The sequence below is a fragment of the Emergencia timonensis genome, assembly GCF_900086585.1.
Taxonomy (GTDB): Bacteria; Bacillota; Clostridia; order Peptostreptococcales; family Anaerovoracaceae; genus Senimuribacter; species Senimuribacter timonensis.
In genome coordinates, this window is the sequence record NZ_FLKM01000008.1 from 754,839 (window position 1) to 769,572 (window position 14,734).

The window sequence follows — 14,734 nt, forward strand, 5'->3', positions numbered from 1 at the left end:
TGATTCGCCAACCATACACATGAAATCAAAAGGGAATCAAGTTATAAAAGCTGATAGCGAGTTATTGAATGCTGCGGGTGTGAAAAGTGGTTTAAAAAATCGGATGATAAGTTTTTGCAACAATAATAGTCAAACATTTTTAGAGAGGCCTGGAAAATTCCTGGCCTCTCAATCATTTATCTATATTTATTTATGTTCTGCATCGCAATATGCGCATCTGTAGACTTTCTTGTCCTTATTGACCAGTTTAAATTTCTGAACGATTTCCTGTTCAATGGAAGTGATACATCTCGGGTTCTTACATTTGATGACGTTTGTCAGCGTTTCTGGCAGTTCAAGGCGCTTTTTCTCATAGAGTTTTCCGTCTTTGACGATATTGACTGTGATATTGCTGTCGATGTACCCTAGGACGTCCAGATCCAGGTCGATGAGCTGGTCGATTTTGATGATGTCCTTTTTGCCGTATTTTGAGCTGTCTGCGTTCTGAATGACAGCGACACAGTTATTCAGCTTTTCCAGTTTCAGCAGCTCGTAAATCTGCATGCTTTTTCCTGCCTTGATGTGGTCTAAAACGATACCGGTGCTTACTCCATCTATATTCATATTCAATCCTCACTTTCTAATTATTCGTTTACGCTTCTCTTTTGATTCCCAGTAAGTTCAGAATCAATGCCATTCTGATGTGTTTTCCGCAGAGAGCCTGGAAGAAATAGCATGCTCTCGGATCGTCGTCCACTTCTACAGAAATTTCATTTACTCGAGGCAGCGGGTGCATGATGGTCAGGTCTTCCTTCGCGGCCTGCAGCTTTTCCAGGTCTAGTATGTAGCTGTCCTTCAGTCTTACATAATCTTCTTCGTTGAAGAATCGTTCTCTCTGTACTCTGGTCATGTAGAGGATATCCAGCTCTTCCATTGCGTCTTCCAGTCTTTCGACTTCTTTCCACTCAGCTCCGGCAGCGTCCATCTTCTCTTTTACATAAGCGGGAACCTGCAGTTCGTTTGGTGAAATCAGGACGAACTTGACGTTTTCATATCTGAGCATTGCTTCAATGAGCGAGTGAACGGTTCTGCCGAACTTCAGGTCTCCGCAGAGTCCTACTGTCATGTCAGAGAGTCTTCCCTTTTTCCTTTTGATGGTCAGAAGGTCGGTCAAGGTTTGTGTCGGATGGAAGTGCCCGCCGTCGCCGCCGTTGATGATCGGTACTGTTGTTTTCTGAGAGGCGACCACTGGCGCGCCTTCTTTTGGATGTCTCATGGCGATGATATCTGCGTAGCAGCCTACAGTTCTGATTGTGTCGCTTACGCTTTCGCCTTTTGCGGCAGAACTGGAGCTGGCTTCAGAGAATCCGAGGACGCTTCCGCCCAGTTCCAGCATTGCAGCTTCGAAGCTGAGTCTGGTTCTGGTGCTCGGCTCAAAGAAGAGGGTGGCTAATTTCTTGTGAGCGCAGATGTCCTCATAGGCAGCATGGTTTTCTACGATATCGTCTGCAACTTTAATTAAATCGTCGATTTCTTCTACTGACAGGTCAGTAATGTTGATTAGATTTCTGATTTCACTCATTTATTTATCTCCCTTCATCCATCCTTCATCTGAAGGATTGTTTCTAAACTTGATAATTCTTTCTTTGTCTTCTGCTTTGATGTAGCCGGTTTCTGCAGCGACTTCTACCAGAGCGTCCAGGTCGCAGAGGCTGACATTTTTTACGCTGGCTGCGGCAAAGCGGTCCAGGCCTTTCTGCATGCCGTATGTAAAGATGCTGGCAATGCCCAGAACCTCAGCGCCGGCTGCCCGCAGGACTTCTACGGTGTCGATGGCCGATCCGCCAGTGGAAATCAGATCCTCGATGACGACGACCTTCTGGCCAGGCAGCAGTTTTCCTTCAATCTGATTGGTGCGGCCGTGATCTTTAGCGGAACCTCTCACATAACCCATAGGAATACCCATCAGGTGTCCTACGATAGCTGCGTGAGCGATGCCCGCCGTGCTGGTGCCCATGACGACCTCGCATGCCGGATAATGCTCTTTGATGGTTTCTACCAGGCTGTTTTCCACCAGGGTTCTCACCTCTGGCGCTGTCAGGGTCAATCTGTTGTCACAGTAAATCGGGCTTTTGATGCCGCTGGCCCAAGTAAAGGGCTCTTCCGGTCTCAAGAAGACTGCCTCGATGGACAGAAGACCTTTTGCAATTTCCGTTTTCATCTTCTCTACCTCGCTATTTCTATCCTAAAAATTCGTTTAAACATCTTTCGTATGCGCTGACCGGGTCGTCAGCTTTGGTAATCGGCCTTCCCACTACGATGTAGTCGGAGCCGATTTTTTTCGCGCCTTCCGGCGTGGTGATGCGTACCTGATCGTCTTTGGCCGCATCGGCAAAACGGACACCCGGCGTTACAGTTAAGAATTCGCCGCCGCAGGCTTCGTGGATTTTGCCGGCTTCCAGAGGGGAGCAGACGACGCCGTCCAGACCCGCTTCTTTTGCGTTCTGTGCGTATTTGATGACCACTTTGTCCAGGTCTTCATTGATCAAAAGCTCCTCTTGCATTCTCTCCTGGCTGGTGGAGGTCAGCTGAGTGACGGCGATCAAAAGGGGTCTCGTGCCGTCTTCTCTTGTCAGACCGCGAAGGGCGGCTTCCATCATCTCCTTTGTACCGGCGGCGTGGAGGTTGCACATATCCACATCCAGCTTGGAGAGGGCGGCCATGGCCTTTTCTACGGTGTTGGGAATGTCGTGAAGCTTCAAATCGAGGAAGATCTGATGGCCTCTCTCTTTGATTTCTCTTACGATGGCAGGCCCTTCGCTGTAAAACAGCTCCATGCCGATCTTCACGTAGGGCTTTCTGCCAGTGAATTTGTCTAAAAATTGCAGTGTGGCTTCCTTAGAAGGGAAGTCGCAGGCTATGATGACGTCTTTGCTCATTATATGTATCCTCCTTTGCTTGTCTTTTTCGTCGATAGCTGTGTTGCGCGGCATGTCTGCGATTCATGCACTCCGAGTACATTCCGCCTCTCGCCATGCCGTGCGCTTTGCTCTCGGCGAAAAATCCTGCGTAATATATTTATATAAACTAACGATTTGTCTATTTTATGATTCCAATCATGTCACTCAGTTTTTCGATGCCCAGTTCTTCACATACCCTCGGTAGGTCTTCGATAATTTCTTTGCATGCGTAGGGATTGACCAGGTTTGCCGCGCCGATCTGTACGGCAGTGGCGCCTGCCATCATCATCTCGATGACATCTCTGGCAGAGCTGACGCCGCCCATGCCGATGACGGGAATTTTGACCGCATTGGCAACCTGATAGACCATTCTTACGGCTACCGGGAAGATTGCTGGGCCGGAAAAGCCGCCCATCTTGTTTGCAATCACCGGTTTTCTCGTTTTGATGTCGATGCGCATGCCCAAAATGGTATTGATCAGGCTGATGCCGTCGGCTCCTGCATCTTCGCAGGCTTTGGCGATTTCCACGATATCTGTCACATTGGGGCTCAGCTTGATGTAGACCGGTTTTGTTGTCACCGCTTTGACTGCGCGGGTGACTTCGGCTGCGCTCTCTGCACAGACACCGTAAGCCATGCCGCCGTTGTGGACATTGGGACAGCTGACGTTGACCTCCAGAATGCCCACTTGTGATTCTTTGTCCATGGCTCTGGCGCATGCCGTATACTCTTCGATGGAAAAGCCGCTGATATTGGCGATCAGTGGTTTCTTGTAGATCTTTGCCAGGTTGGGAAGTTCTTCTTTGCAGACAGCTTCCACGCCCGGATTCTGCAGCCCCACGGAGTTGATGAGTCCGCCGGTACATTCTGCAATCCTTGGCAGAGGATTGCCCAGGCGGGCGTCTTTGGTGGTTCCCTTAAAGGAGATGGATCCCAGTATATTGATATCGTAGATTTCAGCAAATTCTCTGCCGTATCCAAAGGTACCGCTGGCAGGGATTACCGGATTATCCAGGGTGATACCGCTTAAAGTTACTTTTGTATCTACCATTTTATTTCCTCCTTATATAGAACCGGTCCGTCTTTGCAAATTCGCTTGTAGCCATATTTCGTCTCACAGGTACAGCCCATGCAGGCGCCGAATCCGCAGGCCATTCTCGCTTCAAAGCTGAACTGGCCGTCTGGCGCGGCATCGTAAACCGCTTTCAGCATCGGTTCTGGTCCGCAGGTGTAGACGTAGTCAAAGGTCATGTCCCGCATGGCGTCAGTGACAAAGCCTTTGATTCCAGCAGATCCATCCACGGTGGTGATGACTGGCTCAATTCCTAGTACCTGAAATTCTTTGGTCAGAATGATGTCATCTTTTCCGTTGAACCCGGTGACGACCTGGGGAATGATTCCTCTGTCAACCAGGTTTTCTGCCAAGCCGTAAAGGGGAGGCACGCCGATGCCGCCGCCGACCAAAAGAGGCTGCTTGCCGCCTTTTGTCGTGTCAAAACCGTTTCCCAGGGGCATTAAAACGTCCAGAAATTCACCTCTCTGCATCTCGGCCAGCGCTTTCGTCCCTTCGCCCACCACCTTGAAGATGATGGTGAGGAAATCAGGACCGAAGCTGTAAATGGAAATCGGTCTGCGCAGATAAAAGCCGTCCAGCTTGATGTTGATGAACTGTCCTGGTGCGCTGATTTCACTGCAGTCACCTGTCAGGGTCATGGCGAAAATGGCGTTTTGAATTTTCTTTAAGTGATCTATTTTAAGCAGTTGTCTCTTCATATCTAATCTCTCCTTCTACCAGGGTCATGATGATGCGTCCGTCCACTTCCCAGCCGGTAAATGGCGTCGACTTGCCCATGCTGGCGAACTCCGCCGGATCTATAGTGTAATGTCTTGTCAGGTCGATTACTGTCAGATCTGCAGGCTGTCCGTCTTCAATGGTGCCGCCAGAAAGGCCGAAACGCCTGCGCGGATTTACCGACATGAGTTCAATCAGTTTTTCCAGGGAAATGATGCCCTTCTTCACAAGATAGGTGTAGAGGATTGGGAAGCTGGTTTCCAGGCCGACGATGCCGAAAGCGCTTTTTTCCAGGCCCCTTGCCTTTTCTTCTGCACTGTGGGGGGCGTGGTCTGTGGCGATCATGTCTATAGTACCGTCCTGAATGCCGGCGATCAAAGCGTCGCGGTCTTTCGCATCTCTCAGTGGCGGGTTCATCTTGAACCGCCCGTCTTCTTGCAGGTCTGCATCGGATAGAACCAGGTAGTGCGGTCCTGTCTCGCAGGTGACGTCGATGCCTTTTGCCTTGGCGCGTCGGATAATGTCAACCGTCTCTTTTGTTGAAATGTGACAAACGTGATAACCGGCACCAGTCTTTTCGGCAAGCTCTACGTCCCGTTCCACCTGTTTCCATTCGCTTTCGGAGCAGATACCCTTGTGGCCGTGTTCCCTGGCGTAAGTGCCATCGTGGATATAGCCGCCGTCCAGGAGACTTTCGTCCTCGCAGTGGGCGACGATCAGCTTGTTCAGCTTCTTTGCCCGCTCCATAGCAGATTCCATCAAGTCGCCTGTCTGTACACCTTTGCCGTCGTCGGAAAAGGCGCAGACGTGGGGCTCTAGTTCTTCCATATCTGCGAGGGCGCTGCGTCCGTTCTGTTCCATGGTGATGGTGCCATAAGGAATGACCTTGACCTTTGCATTGTCTTTGATGAGGTCTAGCTGAATTTGCAGAGCTTCCAAGGTGGAAGGGACTGGATTCAGATTGGGCATCGGGCAGATGCAGGTGTAGCCCCCCCGGGCTGCCGCCGCTGTACCTGTGGCAATGGTCTCTTTATAAAAAAAGCCAGGTTCACGCAAATGCACATGTACATCTGTGAAACCCGGCACAATGACCTTGCCAGTGCAGTCAACGACGCTGTCTGCACTTTCGATATTTAAAGAGCTTAAGGAATTAACAAAAACTTTACCGTCAGAGACAAAAACGTCTCTCTTTTCGAATCCTCTTGGTGTAAAAACAGTACCATTTTTGAATAAAGTTGTCATGGATTTCCGGCTCCTTTCTTCATATTAAAATTATTTTTGCTCAAATCTTCAATATTTTAGCATGGATTTGCAGTTGTGTCAATAGGATTAAGGAAAGTTTCCAAAAATGTCTCCGAAGGGTGCATGCCGCACGCCACCGCGTGTCTGTCAAAAACTCCGTGATGAGGGCGAAGGAAAGGGCTGTGGTGCTGCGTTTACCCGTCATTTTATGAAATAAGCCCAAAAACGCCTAAACATTCCGGCAGATGAGAGCCTGTGACGGCAGCCTGGGCAGGAACTGCGACGAAGTTTCAACGGTTACAGCAGGCGTTGCAGGTACTCTCCCTTTGCAGCCCGCAGTTTTTGTCTTGGCCTTTGTCGTGGTGGAGAATGTCTGTATAGTTATACGGCATCTCAGGACTCTTCAAAGTGGATGATTATGCCCCCCCAGGCACAGTCTGGCTTCAGCTTGATATACTCTTTTATGGATTCTTCTGAATACTTGATGAATATCCGCGCTTCTCCCTCCGTAAAATCAAGATCGCTGGGGAGTATCCGTTCGATGCCTACGGTAATCTCATGATAGTCTTTCAGCAAACCTGCTAGACGTTCCTTGCCTGCATCCTCAAGATGATAATAGACGCAGACACGGCGTTTGTCGATGGACATCGCCCTGTCGGAAGTGTAGCTATTCTTGAACAACTTGTAAAAAGTAGGGTACAGCGTGCTCTCTGTTACAATCACATTGTCGCGGGATTGTTTTTTAATCAGGGTGGTCAATTGATAGCCGTACAGGTCTTGGTTTTGTAAAAGAAACAGGACCATCATCTCAACTGTTTCTATTTTGAAATTATTTCGGCTTCGTGCCATTTTTGGCGCCTCTGATTTATATATACATAATATATTATAAAGGAATATATATTGCATATTGACAAAAAAGTATGAATACTGTAAAATATAGAAAAATGGGAAAATTGCAAAAGCATTAATGGGAGGGATGTGTATGATTGTACATAAAAAGAGTTTTTCAAAAATAATGCAGTGATTAGGACCCACGATGACATGTATTTAAGAAAAACTCTCATGATAATTGTAACATAAATAAGCAATGAAAGGGCAAAAGAAAATGAAAAAATTTATAACGTGTATAATAACCGTTGTAATGGTTCTGGCGACTGCATTTCCAATTTACGCAACGGATGTAAAAGAAGAAAAAGAAGTATCGTTCAGAGAAATTCAGGCAACGATTGAAGATTATTTTATTAAAAATGACATTAACATGAGCGTTGAGTCTAAGGAATTCTATGACTATGCGGTAGAAGAACTATTAGGCGTCGGGGACGTGGGCATTAAAGAATTAGACACCTACAACTTAATCCTTGAATATATGGCGGAATTCAAGAATGTGTATGGGGATTACTTAATCTGTGAGAGTATTTTGTCACAAGAAGAGGCCGATAAAGAGTTAATCGCTGATATACTAAATAGCAATGATTGTCTCTCTTACAATATGCAAAATGGTCAAATTACCTTTGGTTTAACGGAACGCTTTAAGGAGACCACCATTGGTGATATTATTGTGAGAAATATGATTGCGGCATATGAGACAGATAAGGTAAATATCACACCTATGGCAATAAATTCATATACGCCGTCAAAAGCTGCTACATATGCCAGGCTACATGCAAACGGACAAAATGTACTTTACCCATACTATGCAGGACAAGATTGCACCAATTTTGTGTCTCAGTGTTTAAGCGCGGGGGGATTGCCAATGGCAGGTACAAACACTAGAACTGGTGTTTATAGTTCTACTTCCAATTGGTATTGCAAATGTACAGAATCATCTAGTTATGATCCTGATAAAGGAAGAAAATATGCAGTAACTACATCATGGATAAGAGTTGCTGATTTTAATACTTATTTTACTGGGAAAGCTAAGTCTAAGACAAAGAAAACAACAGCTTCGGCATTAAATAGTAGTTGCGCAGTAGGTGATGTGGTTCAAGTTTTAAGTGCAGCGGGTACTCCAGAACACACTGTAATAATCAGTAAAAAAACAAATGGAGCGGCATATTACTGTGGACACTCTAACAGTGCGACAGATAAGGCTGTAAGTAACCTTTTCTCAGGTGGTAAAAAGGTTTTACTGTTTGATTTAACATGAACGATATTTAAAATGATAAAAGAGGAGTGCAGGCAATGAATAGTAGTAAGACTTACAAAAATAAAATGACTGAAAGCTCTTTTAAGTTAGTATTTATTTTGATGATACTTTCTACACTACTACCGTGGTTTGAAAGAGGTGACTATGCTTCATATTTTTGGGGATTTGAGGTGGTGATGGAACATTATTTGTGGATACCTTTTGTTTATCTTATCCTATTCATTTGGGTGCTTATTGACAGACCGAAGCTTTACTACATTGTGCTTGCTCAAGTTTCCTTTTTAGGCATTTTAGGAATGTATACCTATTCTGTTCTTTATCTAAAAAGGTATCTATGCAATATCTATGGGTCTGATGTGGGGATGGACTTGGATTATGGACTAGCCAGTACGATGATATCGTTTTGGCTCTCATCGTTCTTAGTTATTGTTGCATTTATTCTTTTTCAATTTTATCTTAAACAGAGAAAGAATTGCAACAAGAAAATTAGACGCTAACAACTAAAAATAAGTTATGTAAGTTGAAATATGATCAATTCTAGAGGGCTGTTGCTTAACATGGGACAGCCCTCTTAAATTTGACTTATGATATTGAGAATCACTCATTTTGCCGCCTCATCAAGGGCATTTCTCAGTATTTCATCCGCTTCTTCAATGAAATATCCCTTTTTTCCACGAAGACGGTTTTCTTCCACTTCCAATAACTTTTCTCGGAGTTGCAACATCTGTTCGCGTTTATTGAATGTAGCGATATCCATCATAACGGCATCACCTTCGCCATTCCTTGTCAGATAAATAGGTTCTGAGGTTTCTCTGCAAAGGCTAACCACTCCATTATAATCATTTCGGATAGAAGCCGACGGTTTGATAATCATATTTGCACCGCTCCATAACAAAATTATATCAATTCGTTCTCTAAGCCAATCTTTTTCTGCAAACCACAATAATCCTCTCTCAATATCGCCATGATGTGTACGTCGTGATACTTTCCCATCTTCTTGCAGGCGCCGCGGGCGCAGCCCTCGTGCTGAAAGCCCATGGACTCGTAGAGGCGGCGGGCGGGTTCGTTGCCCGTGTAGTAGTCCAGATAGACCCGGTGAAAGGTGTCTTCTTTGAAGGCTCTGTCGAGAACCCACTGGAGCGCCTGACGGCCATAGCCTTTGCCGCGCAGGGCGGGATCGCCGATATAGATGCGGTAAACCTCCAGGGAATCCAGCTTGCGGCTGATTCCGTTCAGGTAGATCCTGCCTAGAAGCTGGCCCTCTGCATCTGTAATCGTATATTGCTCCTTCTCTAGATCTGCATCGTTCAATACAAAGTCTCTGACCACTTCTTCGTAGGTCTGTCCGTCAGGTATACTGAAAAATTTGGTGACTTCCGGGGTTTGCTCCCACTGATAGAACTGCTGGCAGTCCGCTAGTACAGATGGGCGCACTTGAATCTTTTCCATTGTATGATCCTTTCTACGAGAAGAAGTCCCGTACTAAAATTAACAACACATTATTATTGTAGAGGAAACCGGCAATGTAGGAGTCGTCCATCGACTTGACAATCGACTCTGACAGCTCCGGCCAGATTAAACCCAAAATAGGGACCAGCAGGGCGAAAAGAAGAAACACGTAGATCAGTCCTCTGACGCCGCCGAAGAGAAATCCCATAAAGCCATCGAAAAAGCCGACCACGCCGCCATGGTATTTGCGCGAAAATAACCGTACGAGACCAAAGGCGACTAACTTGATACCGAAAACGATGCAAAGAAAGGCGATGACAGTCATCAACGTAGACGTGATTGCTGCCGAAGTGCCGTATAAAAAGGTATCCGAGGCGTCGTTAACCCAATCGCTGAACAGATCCGGCATAGCCTGATAGGGGCTGCTGTCCTCCATTGAATTTTGCATATTTTCTAGCACGTAGCGGTTAATCGCATCGTCTGTGGTTGTGTAATCGATTAAAAGCCCTTTGACTGTATCGCAGAGGATAAAACCGGCGATGATGCACACAAACCACTGCATGAAACTAACCACAGTCCGCGCAACCCCTTTCTTCGCTCCCATGATGGTGGAAAAAAGAAGGATGCCGCAGATGACGATGTCTGTAATAATCCCTGATCCCAAGTCCATATATTATCTCCATTATTCGAATAGGTTGTTTTTTTTTACATATATTATATTACTAAAATTATCTTTAAAATGCAATACAAGGAGAATGTGTTATGGGCGGAGATTACAGGAAATTTACAGTAGAAATGCAGCTTATGAACGATGAATACAGACTTTGGAGGAGCGGAATTGACGGCAGCACATGCATTGTGGAATCCTATAAAGATAAAAGATCCCTATATTTTGCAGTTTCAAATCTTTTGCCGTCAGCCAGCCTGCTGTCCCAAGGGAACAGGGAATATCGCCTGATTTTGATGGGCGTGGACGAGGGAGAAATTATTCATCGGGATTTCGGATCTTTTTTTGTCGACCAAAAAGGAGACGGCAGCTTTTTTAAGAAGTTCACTGGTCCGACGTTAGAATGCTATACCCATTGCCTGCTGGTTTCTGCAGATCGTGCTGACGGCGGCATTGAAACAATCATGTCTGGGGAGATGCCTTTTTTTCAGAAACCAGAAGAAGAAGTAACAGAAGCGACTGCGATGCCATGTCAATTCGACGAGACCTGGAAAAGTATTTTTGATAACGTCAGCGATAAAAATGCCGTAGCGGCATTTTCGGAGAGCATGGATGAAACGGGTGCAAAGTGGTATCGAATCAGCAGCGGAAGCCAGATTCCAGCGCCTCTCACTAACTGCAGAGATCAAGTAGAGAAATACGGACACTACATAGTGGGACAAAGGGAGTCTTCCTATTATATCGGTATTCCCGGCAGGTTTTTGCAGGGAGAACAGCCGCTGCGCGAACAAAAATGCTTTGTTTTGTGGCAGCCCATTCGCGGAGGGGAAAAGTTCTTCAAGGACTTGTCAGAACTGACAGAAAAACTGCAGGAGGAAATCTTTGGATATTGGATCGGGGGAATCGATGGAGAAAGCGGCATGATTACACCTCTCTAGTTGCACAAAATTCAATACAAAAAACTGTTGAATACTGTATGGAATTGTGGTAACATTGAAAGGTATATGAATAAGTTTATGATAGAAGCCCTGGGGGAAGCAGAAAAAGCTTTCGCCATAGGGGAAATCCCTATCGGGGCTGTAATAGAAAAAGATGGACAAATTGTAGGCAGAGGTCATAACTTGACGGAGTCCATGAAGGACCCTACCGCTCATGCGGAGATGATGGCTATTCGGCAAGCGGCTCGCAACTTGGGCGGTTGGCGGCTCATCGGCTGTAATTTGTACGTTACAGTAGAGCCCTGCACCATGTGTGCAGGCGCCATGGTCTGGGCTAGAATAGACAATTTATATATCGGGGCGATGGACCCCAAAGCGGGGGCCTGCGGATCAGTATTCAATATCGTCAGCGATGACAGGCTGAATCACAGAATCAATGTAGAAACAGGAATCATGGAAGAAGAATGCAGCAAGATCATGAAAGCATTTTTCGCCCAGCTTAGAAATAGAAAGAAAAACAACAAATCGGAGGAGTAGGACATGAAAAGAATAGGCGCTATCGTATGCCTTGCAGCACTAATTGTAACAATGACAGCTTCTGTCTGCTTTGGCGCACAGTCACTAAAAGTGGTGAAAAACTATCCGCAGGACGGACAGACGAATACCACCAAGGACAACATGTGTGTAAAGCTGTGGTTCAACAACGATATGGACGGAAAGGATATGGAGAAAATAAACAAGGATTGCTTTTCCATTACTGATCCAAAGGGAAAGAAAATTCCAATCAAGGTTTATTACAACAATCCAAAGGACAAGAAACAGATCATGGTACTGGCGGATACGGCCAAGATCAACACCACCAAGGATATCCTGGACAATACCAAGTATACGCTGACCATATCAGGGAAACTGCAGGATAAAGCAGGGAATACCCTGGGAGAGGATCAGAAGGTTTCCTTCACGACTTTGAATCAGGGCCAGAGCACCAAAATATACATGATTATGATGGTCGTCATGATGGGCGGAATGTTCATCTTCTCTTCACGTCAGATGAAGAAGCAGGCTGCAAAACAGCAAGAAGAAGGCAAGATAAAAGAAGAGCCGTTTAATCCATATAAAGAAGCAAAGAAGACTGGGAAATCCGTAGACGAGGTCATTGCAATCCACGAAAAAGAGATGGCAAAGAAAGCCGCCAAGGAAGCAAAGAAGGCATCTCGTAAAAATAATGACGACGACGATGATGATTACGAAGACGAGGACAATGGCAACTACAAAGTAAAGGGTCCGAAACCGGTTTCTGCTGGCGGAAGCAGCTTTATCACAGGCCGAAAAGCCATAGCTGAAGCAAAAAGGGCAGAAGAAGAAAGACTTGAAAAAAGAAGAGCCGCAAACGCTAAAAAGAAAAAGAAAAAATAATTTATTCAAAATGAGCGGCTTACCGCTCATTTTGTACGTAAAATTACGGATAAAGAGGAACACATGGAAGAAATTAAGATATTGTCTTTTGCAAAGATAAATCTCTCCATCGATGTTACTGGAATTACGGAAGACGGCATGCATACTGTCGATATGATCATGCACCAGATATCTTTTCACGACGATGTGAAAGTCAGATTTATATCTGATCACACGAAGAACAGGGGCGATATTGATATCAAAGTGTCCACCAACCGTTATTATCTGCCAGTAGATGAGAGGAATCTGGCCTACAAAGCGGCGGCTTTGACGTCGTCTCTGTATGCAGACAAAGTACCTGGCGGACGAGTGGAAATTGATATTTTTAAAAGGATCCCAGTGGCAGCAGGACTTGCCGGCGGCAGTGGAAACGGTGCAGCCGTGCTCCACGGCTTAAACCAGTTGTGGAACCTGGACTTAGATTTACCGGAACTGTGCAGCCTGGGAGCAAGACTCGGTTCAGACGTTCCTTTCTGCGTCATGGGTCAGGCAGGGTACAACTTCTGTCTGCCAAAGAGTATACGCAAGGATAAGCTTGCAGTTTCATGCGCTAGGGCGACAGGAACGGGGACTGCGCTGACGCCTCTGAGAGGCATTAAACGATCCCTGGTCATTGCCAAACCGCCTATGGGCGTTTCTACGGCAGAGGTCTATCGGGAAATCGATCATTGCGAGATAAGCAAACGCCCCGATAACGACGCTTTGGCCAAGGGCATAATGAACAAAAATTTCACTTTGATTTATGACAATTGCATCAATGTTTTGGAAAATTATACGCTGCGGGCATATCCGGAGGTAAAGAAGTTAAAAGCGCTATTATCACAGAATGCGAGAGCAGAAAAAGTATTGATGAGTGGCAGCGGACCGACGGTATTTGCTGTATTTGACAGTATTTCCGGCGCAAAAGAAGCCTGTGAAATGCTCCGAAAACACCGTTATGAAGCTTACTGGACAAAAACCACAAAATAAATAGGAGATTGATATGTTAAACTTTGATTTACAGAACCACAGACCATTAAGAGAAATTGTGTATGAGCAGCTGAAAATGCAGATTCTTACTGGAAAAATCACACCGGGAACTAGAATGATGGAAGTTGAACTTGCCGATGAAATGGGCGTCAGCAGAACCCCTGTCAGAGAAGCTATCAGAAAACTGGAGAAGGAAGGTCTGGTTACCATTGAACCGAGAAGAGGGGCCTACGCATCTGATATCTCTGTAAAGGATATGTTGGATACACTGGAAGTGAGAGAGGATCTGGAAGGTCTTGCGGCAGCCCTTGCCGCGGAGAGAATGAGTGAGGAACAGATTGGAGATTTGGTCAAAATCACCCAAGGTTACAGCGAAGCAATCAATAACAGCGATACAGAAAAAATCATTCATTACGATGAAATGTTTCATAAACATATCGTTTCCTGCAGTGGAAACAAGACTTTGATTCACCTCAGCGAAACAGTGCAGGAGCTGGCGTTGAGATTCCGTTATCTTTATTATGATGATTTTTCAAGATACGAAAATATGCCGGTGGAGCATAGAGAAATCATCGATGCGATTACCAGCGGCGATGCAGAAGCGGCAAGACTGGTTGCAGATAACCATGTGAAAAAGCTGAAGGATTTCGTGGTCAAAGAGGGCGAGGATGTCTTTAAGCACCTGTAAACATACATATTAAAAGAACGAGCGTAAAAGCAGAACGTGAAGGATATGACCCGGCAGAGATGCCGGGTTTTTTGGTGATGAAGTATGCAGTGATTGTTTCCTGATCTGTTCTGCTGACAGGGCTGTGAGTTTTGCAATGTCTGTTTCGCTAAAGCTATGATTTTCATTACTGTAGATATATTGAAATAAAAAGAGACGAAAGTTAATCTAATAAATTTGGTAAAACCAACTAGTCCGGATTCGGACTAGTTGGTTTTTGTCAGAAAGACTCAAGACGGTGGACAAAATCCACGGCACTGCAGTAAATTGTAAATAGTGATGTAGTGGTATAAAAGGAAATTTCTTAAAAATTCTTAAAATTAACGAGCTGTGCAATAGATTATGGTATAATGACAACATAGTAGTTTAGAAACTTATTTTTTCTCAAATAACTGGAGATTGGAGGAGAT

Annotated in this window: 18 protein-coding genes; 7 read left to right on the forward strand and 11 right to left on the reverse strand. The window is 45.4% G+C overall.

Annotation, left to right across the window (positions count from 1 at the left end):
• Positions 1-186: 186 nt before the first annotated feature.
• The 8 genes from BN6539_RS04810 to BN6539_RS04845 form a co-directional block, all read right to left on the reverse strand.
• Positions 187-603, reverse strand: coding sequence for an aspartate carbamoyltransferase regulatory subunit (locus tag BN6539_RS04810; protein WP_067534495.1), 417 nt, complete (start codon positions 601-603; stop codon positions 187-189).
• A 28-nt stretch (positions 604-631) separates the two neighbouring features.
• Entirely contained in the window at positions 632-1,561 is a 930-nt protein-coding gene (gene pyrB, locus BN6539_RS04815) for an aspartate carbamoyltransferase (protein WP_067534498.1), read from the reverse strand.
• Complete coding sequence (gene pyrE, locus BN6539_RS04820; RefSeq protein WP_067534500.1) at positions 1,562-2,200, reverse strand: orotate phosphoribosyltransferase; 639 nt, start codon at positions 2,198-2,200, stop codon at positions 1,562-1,564.
• Positions 2,201-2,219: 19 nt separating this feature from the next.
• Positions 2,220-2,918: an orotidine-5'-phosphate decarboxylase gene (gene pyrF / locus BN6539_RS04825; protein WP_067534502.1), complete on the reverse strand. Its 699-nt coding sequence runs from the start codon at positions 2,916-2,918 to the stop codon at positions 2,220-2,222.
• Between the two features lie 160 nt (positions 2,919-3,078).
• The gene (locus BN6539_RS04830; RefSeq protein ID WP_067534505.1) at positions 3,079-3,990 is read right to left on the reverse strand and encodes a dihydroorotate dehydrogenase; all 912 of its coding nucleotides are present in this window, start codon (positions 3,988-3,990) and stop codon (positions 3,079-3,081) included.
• Positions 3,984-4,712 (reverse strand): dihydroorotate dehydrogenase electron transfer subunit, encoded by a 729-nt coding sequence (locus BN6539_RS04835; RefSeq protein WP_067534508.1) that lies wholly within the window; start codon positions 4,710-4,712, stop codon positions 3,984-3,986. The genes BN6539_RS04830 and BN6539_RS04835 overlap by 7 nt, the downstream gene beginning before the upstream one ends.
• Positions 4,693-5,973 (reverse strand): dihydroorotase, encoded by a 1,281-nt coding sequence (locus tag BN6539_RS04840; protein WP_067534511.1) that lies wholly within the window; start codon positions 5,971-5,973, stop codon positions 4,693-4,695. Before BN6539_RS04840 ends, BN6539_RS04835 begins: the two co-directional genes overlap by 20 nt.
• Before the next feature lie 393 nt (positions 5,974-6,366).
• Positions 6,367-6,822, reverse strand: a complete 456-nt coding sequence (locus BN6539_RS04845) for a PadR family transcriptional regulator (protein WP_067534514.1) — start codon at positions 6,820-6,822, stop codon at positions 6,367-6,369.
• A gap of 256 nt (positions 6,823-7,078) precedes the next feature.
• Here BN6539_RS04845 and BN6539_RS04850 point away from each other — a divergent pair, with 256 nt between their 5' ends.
• Positions 7,079-8,119 carry an amidase domain-containing protein gene (locus tag BN6539_RS04850; protein ID WP_182435572.1) on the forward strand — a complete coding sequence of 347 codons (1,041 nt, stop codon included), beginning with the start codon at positions 7,079-7,081 and terminating at the stop codon, positions 8,117-8,119.
• A 35-nt stretch (positions 8,120-8,154) separates the two neighbouring features.
• The gene (locus tag BN6539_RS04855; protein WP_067534520.1) at positions 8,155-8,616 is read left to right on the forward strand and encodes a hypothetical protein; all 462 of its coding nucleotides are present in this window, start codon (positions 8,155-8,157) and stop codon (positions 8,614-8,616) included.
• Between the two features lie 104 nt (positions 8,617-8,720).
• Here BN6539_RS04855 and BN6539_RS04860 read toward each other — a convergent pair whose 3' ends face one another.
• The 3 genes from BN6539_RS04860 to BN6539_RS04870 are packed head-to-tail and all read right to left on the reverse strand — an operon-like array spanning position 8,721 to position 10,238.
• Positions 8,721-8,993, reverse strand: a complete 273-nt coding sequence (locus tag BN6539_RS04860; protein WP_067534523.1) for a type II toxin-antitoxin system Phd/YefM family antitoxin — start codon at positions 8,991-8,993, stop codon at positions 8,721-8,723.
• A gap of 23 nt (positions 8,994-9,016) precedes the next feature.
• Positions 9,017-9,568: a GNAT family N-acetyltransferase gene (locus tag BN6539_RS04865; protein WP_067534526.1), complete on the reverse strand. Its 552-nt coding sequence runs from the start codon at positions 9,566-9,568 to the stop codon at positions 9,017-9,019.
• A 13-nt stretch (positions 9,569-9,581) separates the two neighbouring features.
• Positions 9,582-10,238 carry a CvpA family protein gene (locus BN6539_RS04870; RefSeq protein ID WP_067534529.1) on the reverse strand — a complete coding sequence of 219 codons (657 nt, stop codon included), beginning with the start codon at positions 10,236-10,238 and terminating at the stop codon, positions 9,582-9,584.
• A 92-nt stretch (positions 10,239-10,330) separates the two neighbouring features.
• Between BN6539_RS04870 and BN6539_RS04875 the strand changes: the two genes are divergently transcribed.
• From BN6539_RS04875 to BN6539_RS04895, 5 genes are all read left to right on the forward strand, one after another.
• On the forward strand, positions 10,331-11,173 hold the full coding sequence (locus tag BN6539_RS04875) for a hypothetical protein (protein WP_067534532.1): 843 nt from the start codon (positions 10,331-10,333) through the stop codon (positions 11,171-11,173).
• A 66-nt stretch (positions 11,174-11,239) separates the two neighbouring features.
• Positions 11,240-11,710: a tRNA adenosine(34) deaminase TadA gene (gene tadA, locus BN6539_RS04880; RefSeq protein ID WP_227142417.1), complete on the forward strand. Its 471-nt coding sequence runs from the start codon at positions 11,240-11,242 to the stop codon at positions 11,708-11,710.
• A gap of 3 nt (positions 11,711-11,713) precedes the next feature.
• Complete coding sequence (locus BN6539_RS04885) at positions 11,714-12,589, forward strand: Ig-like domain-containing protein (protein ID WP_067534535.1); 876 nt, start codon at positions 11,714-11,716, stop codon at positions 12,587-12,589.
• Between the two features lie 63 nt (positions 12,590-12,652).
• A complete protein-coding gene (locus BN6539_RS04890) occupies positions 12,653-13,597 on the forward strand; it encodes a 4-(cytidine 5'-diphospho)-2-C-methyl-D-erythritol kinase (protein WP_067534538.1) in 945 nt (314 codons plus the stop codon).
• A 13-nt stretch (positions 13,598-13,610) separates the two neighbouring features.
• Entirely contained in the window at positions 13,611-14,285 is a 675-nt protein-coding gene (locus BN6539_RS04895; protein WP_067534541.1) for a GntR family transcriptional regulator, read from the forward strand.
• Positions 14,286-14,734: the final 449 nt, after the last annotated feature.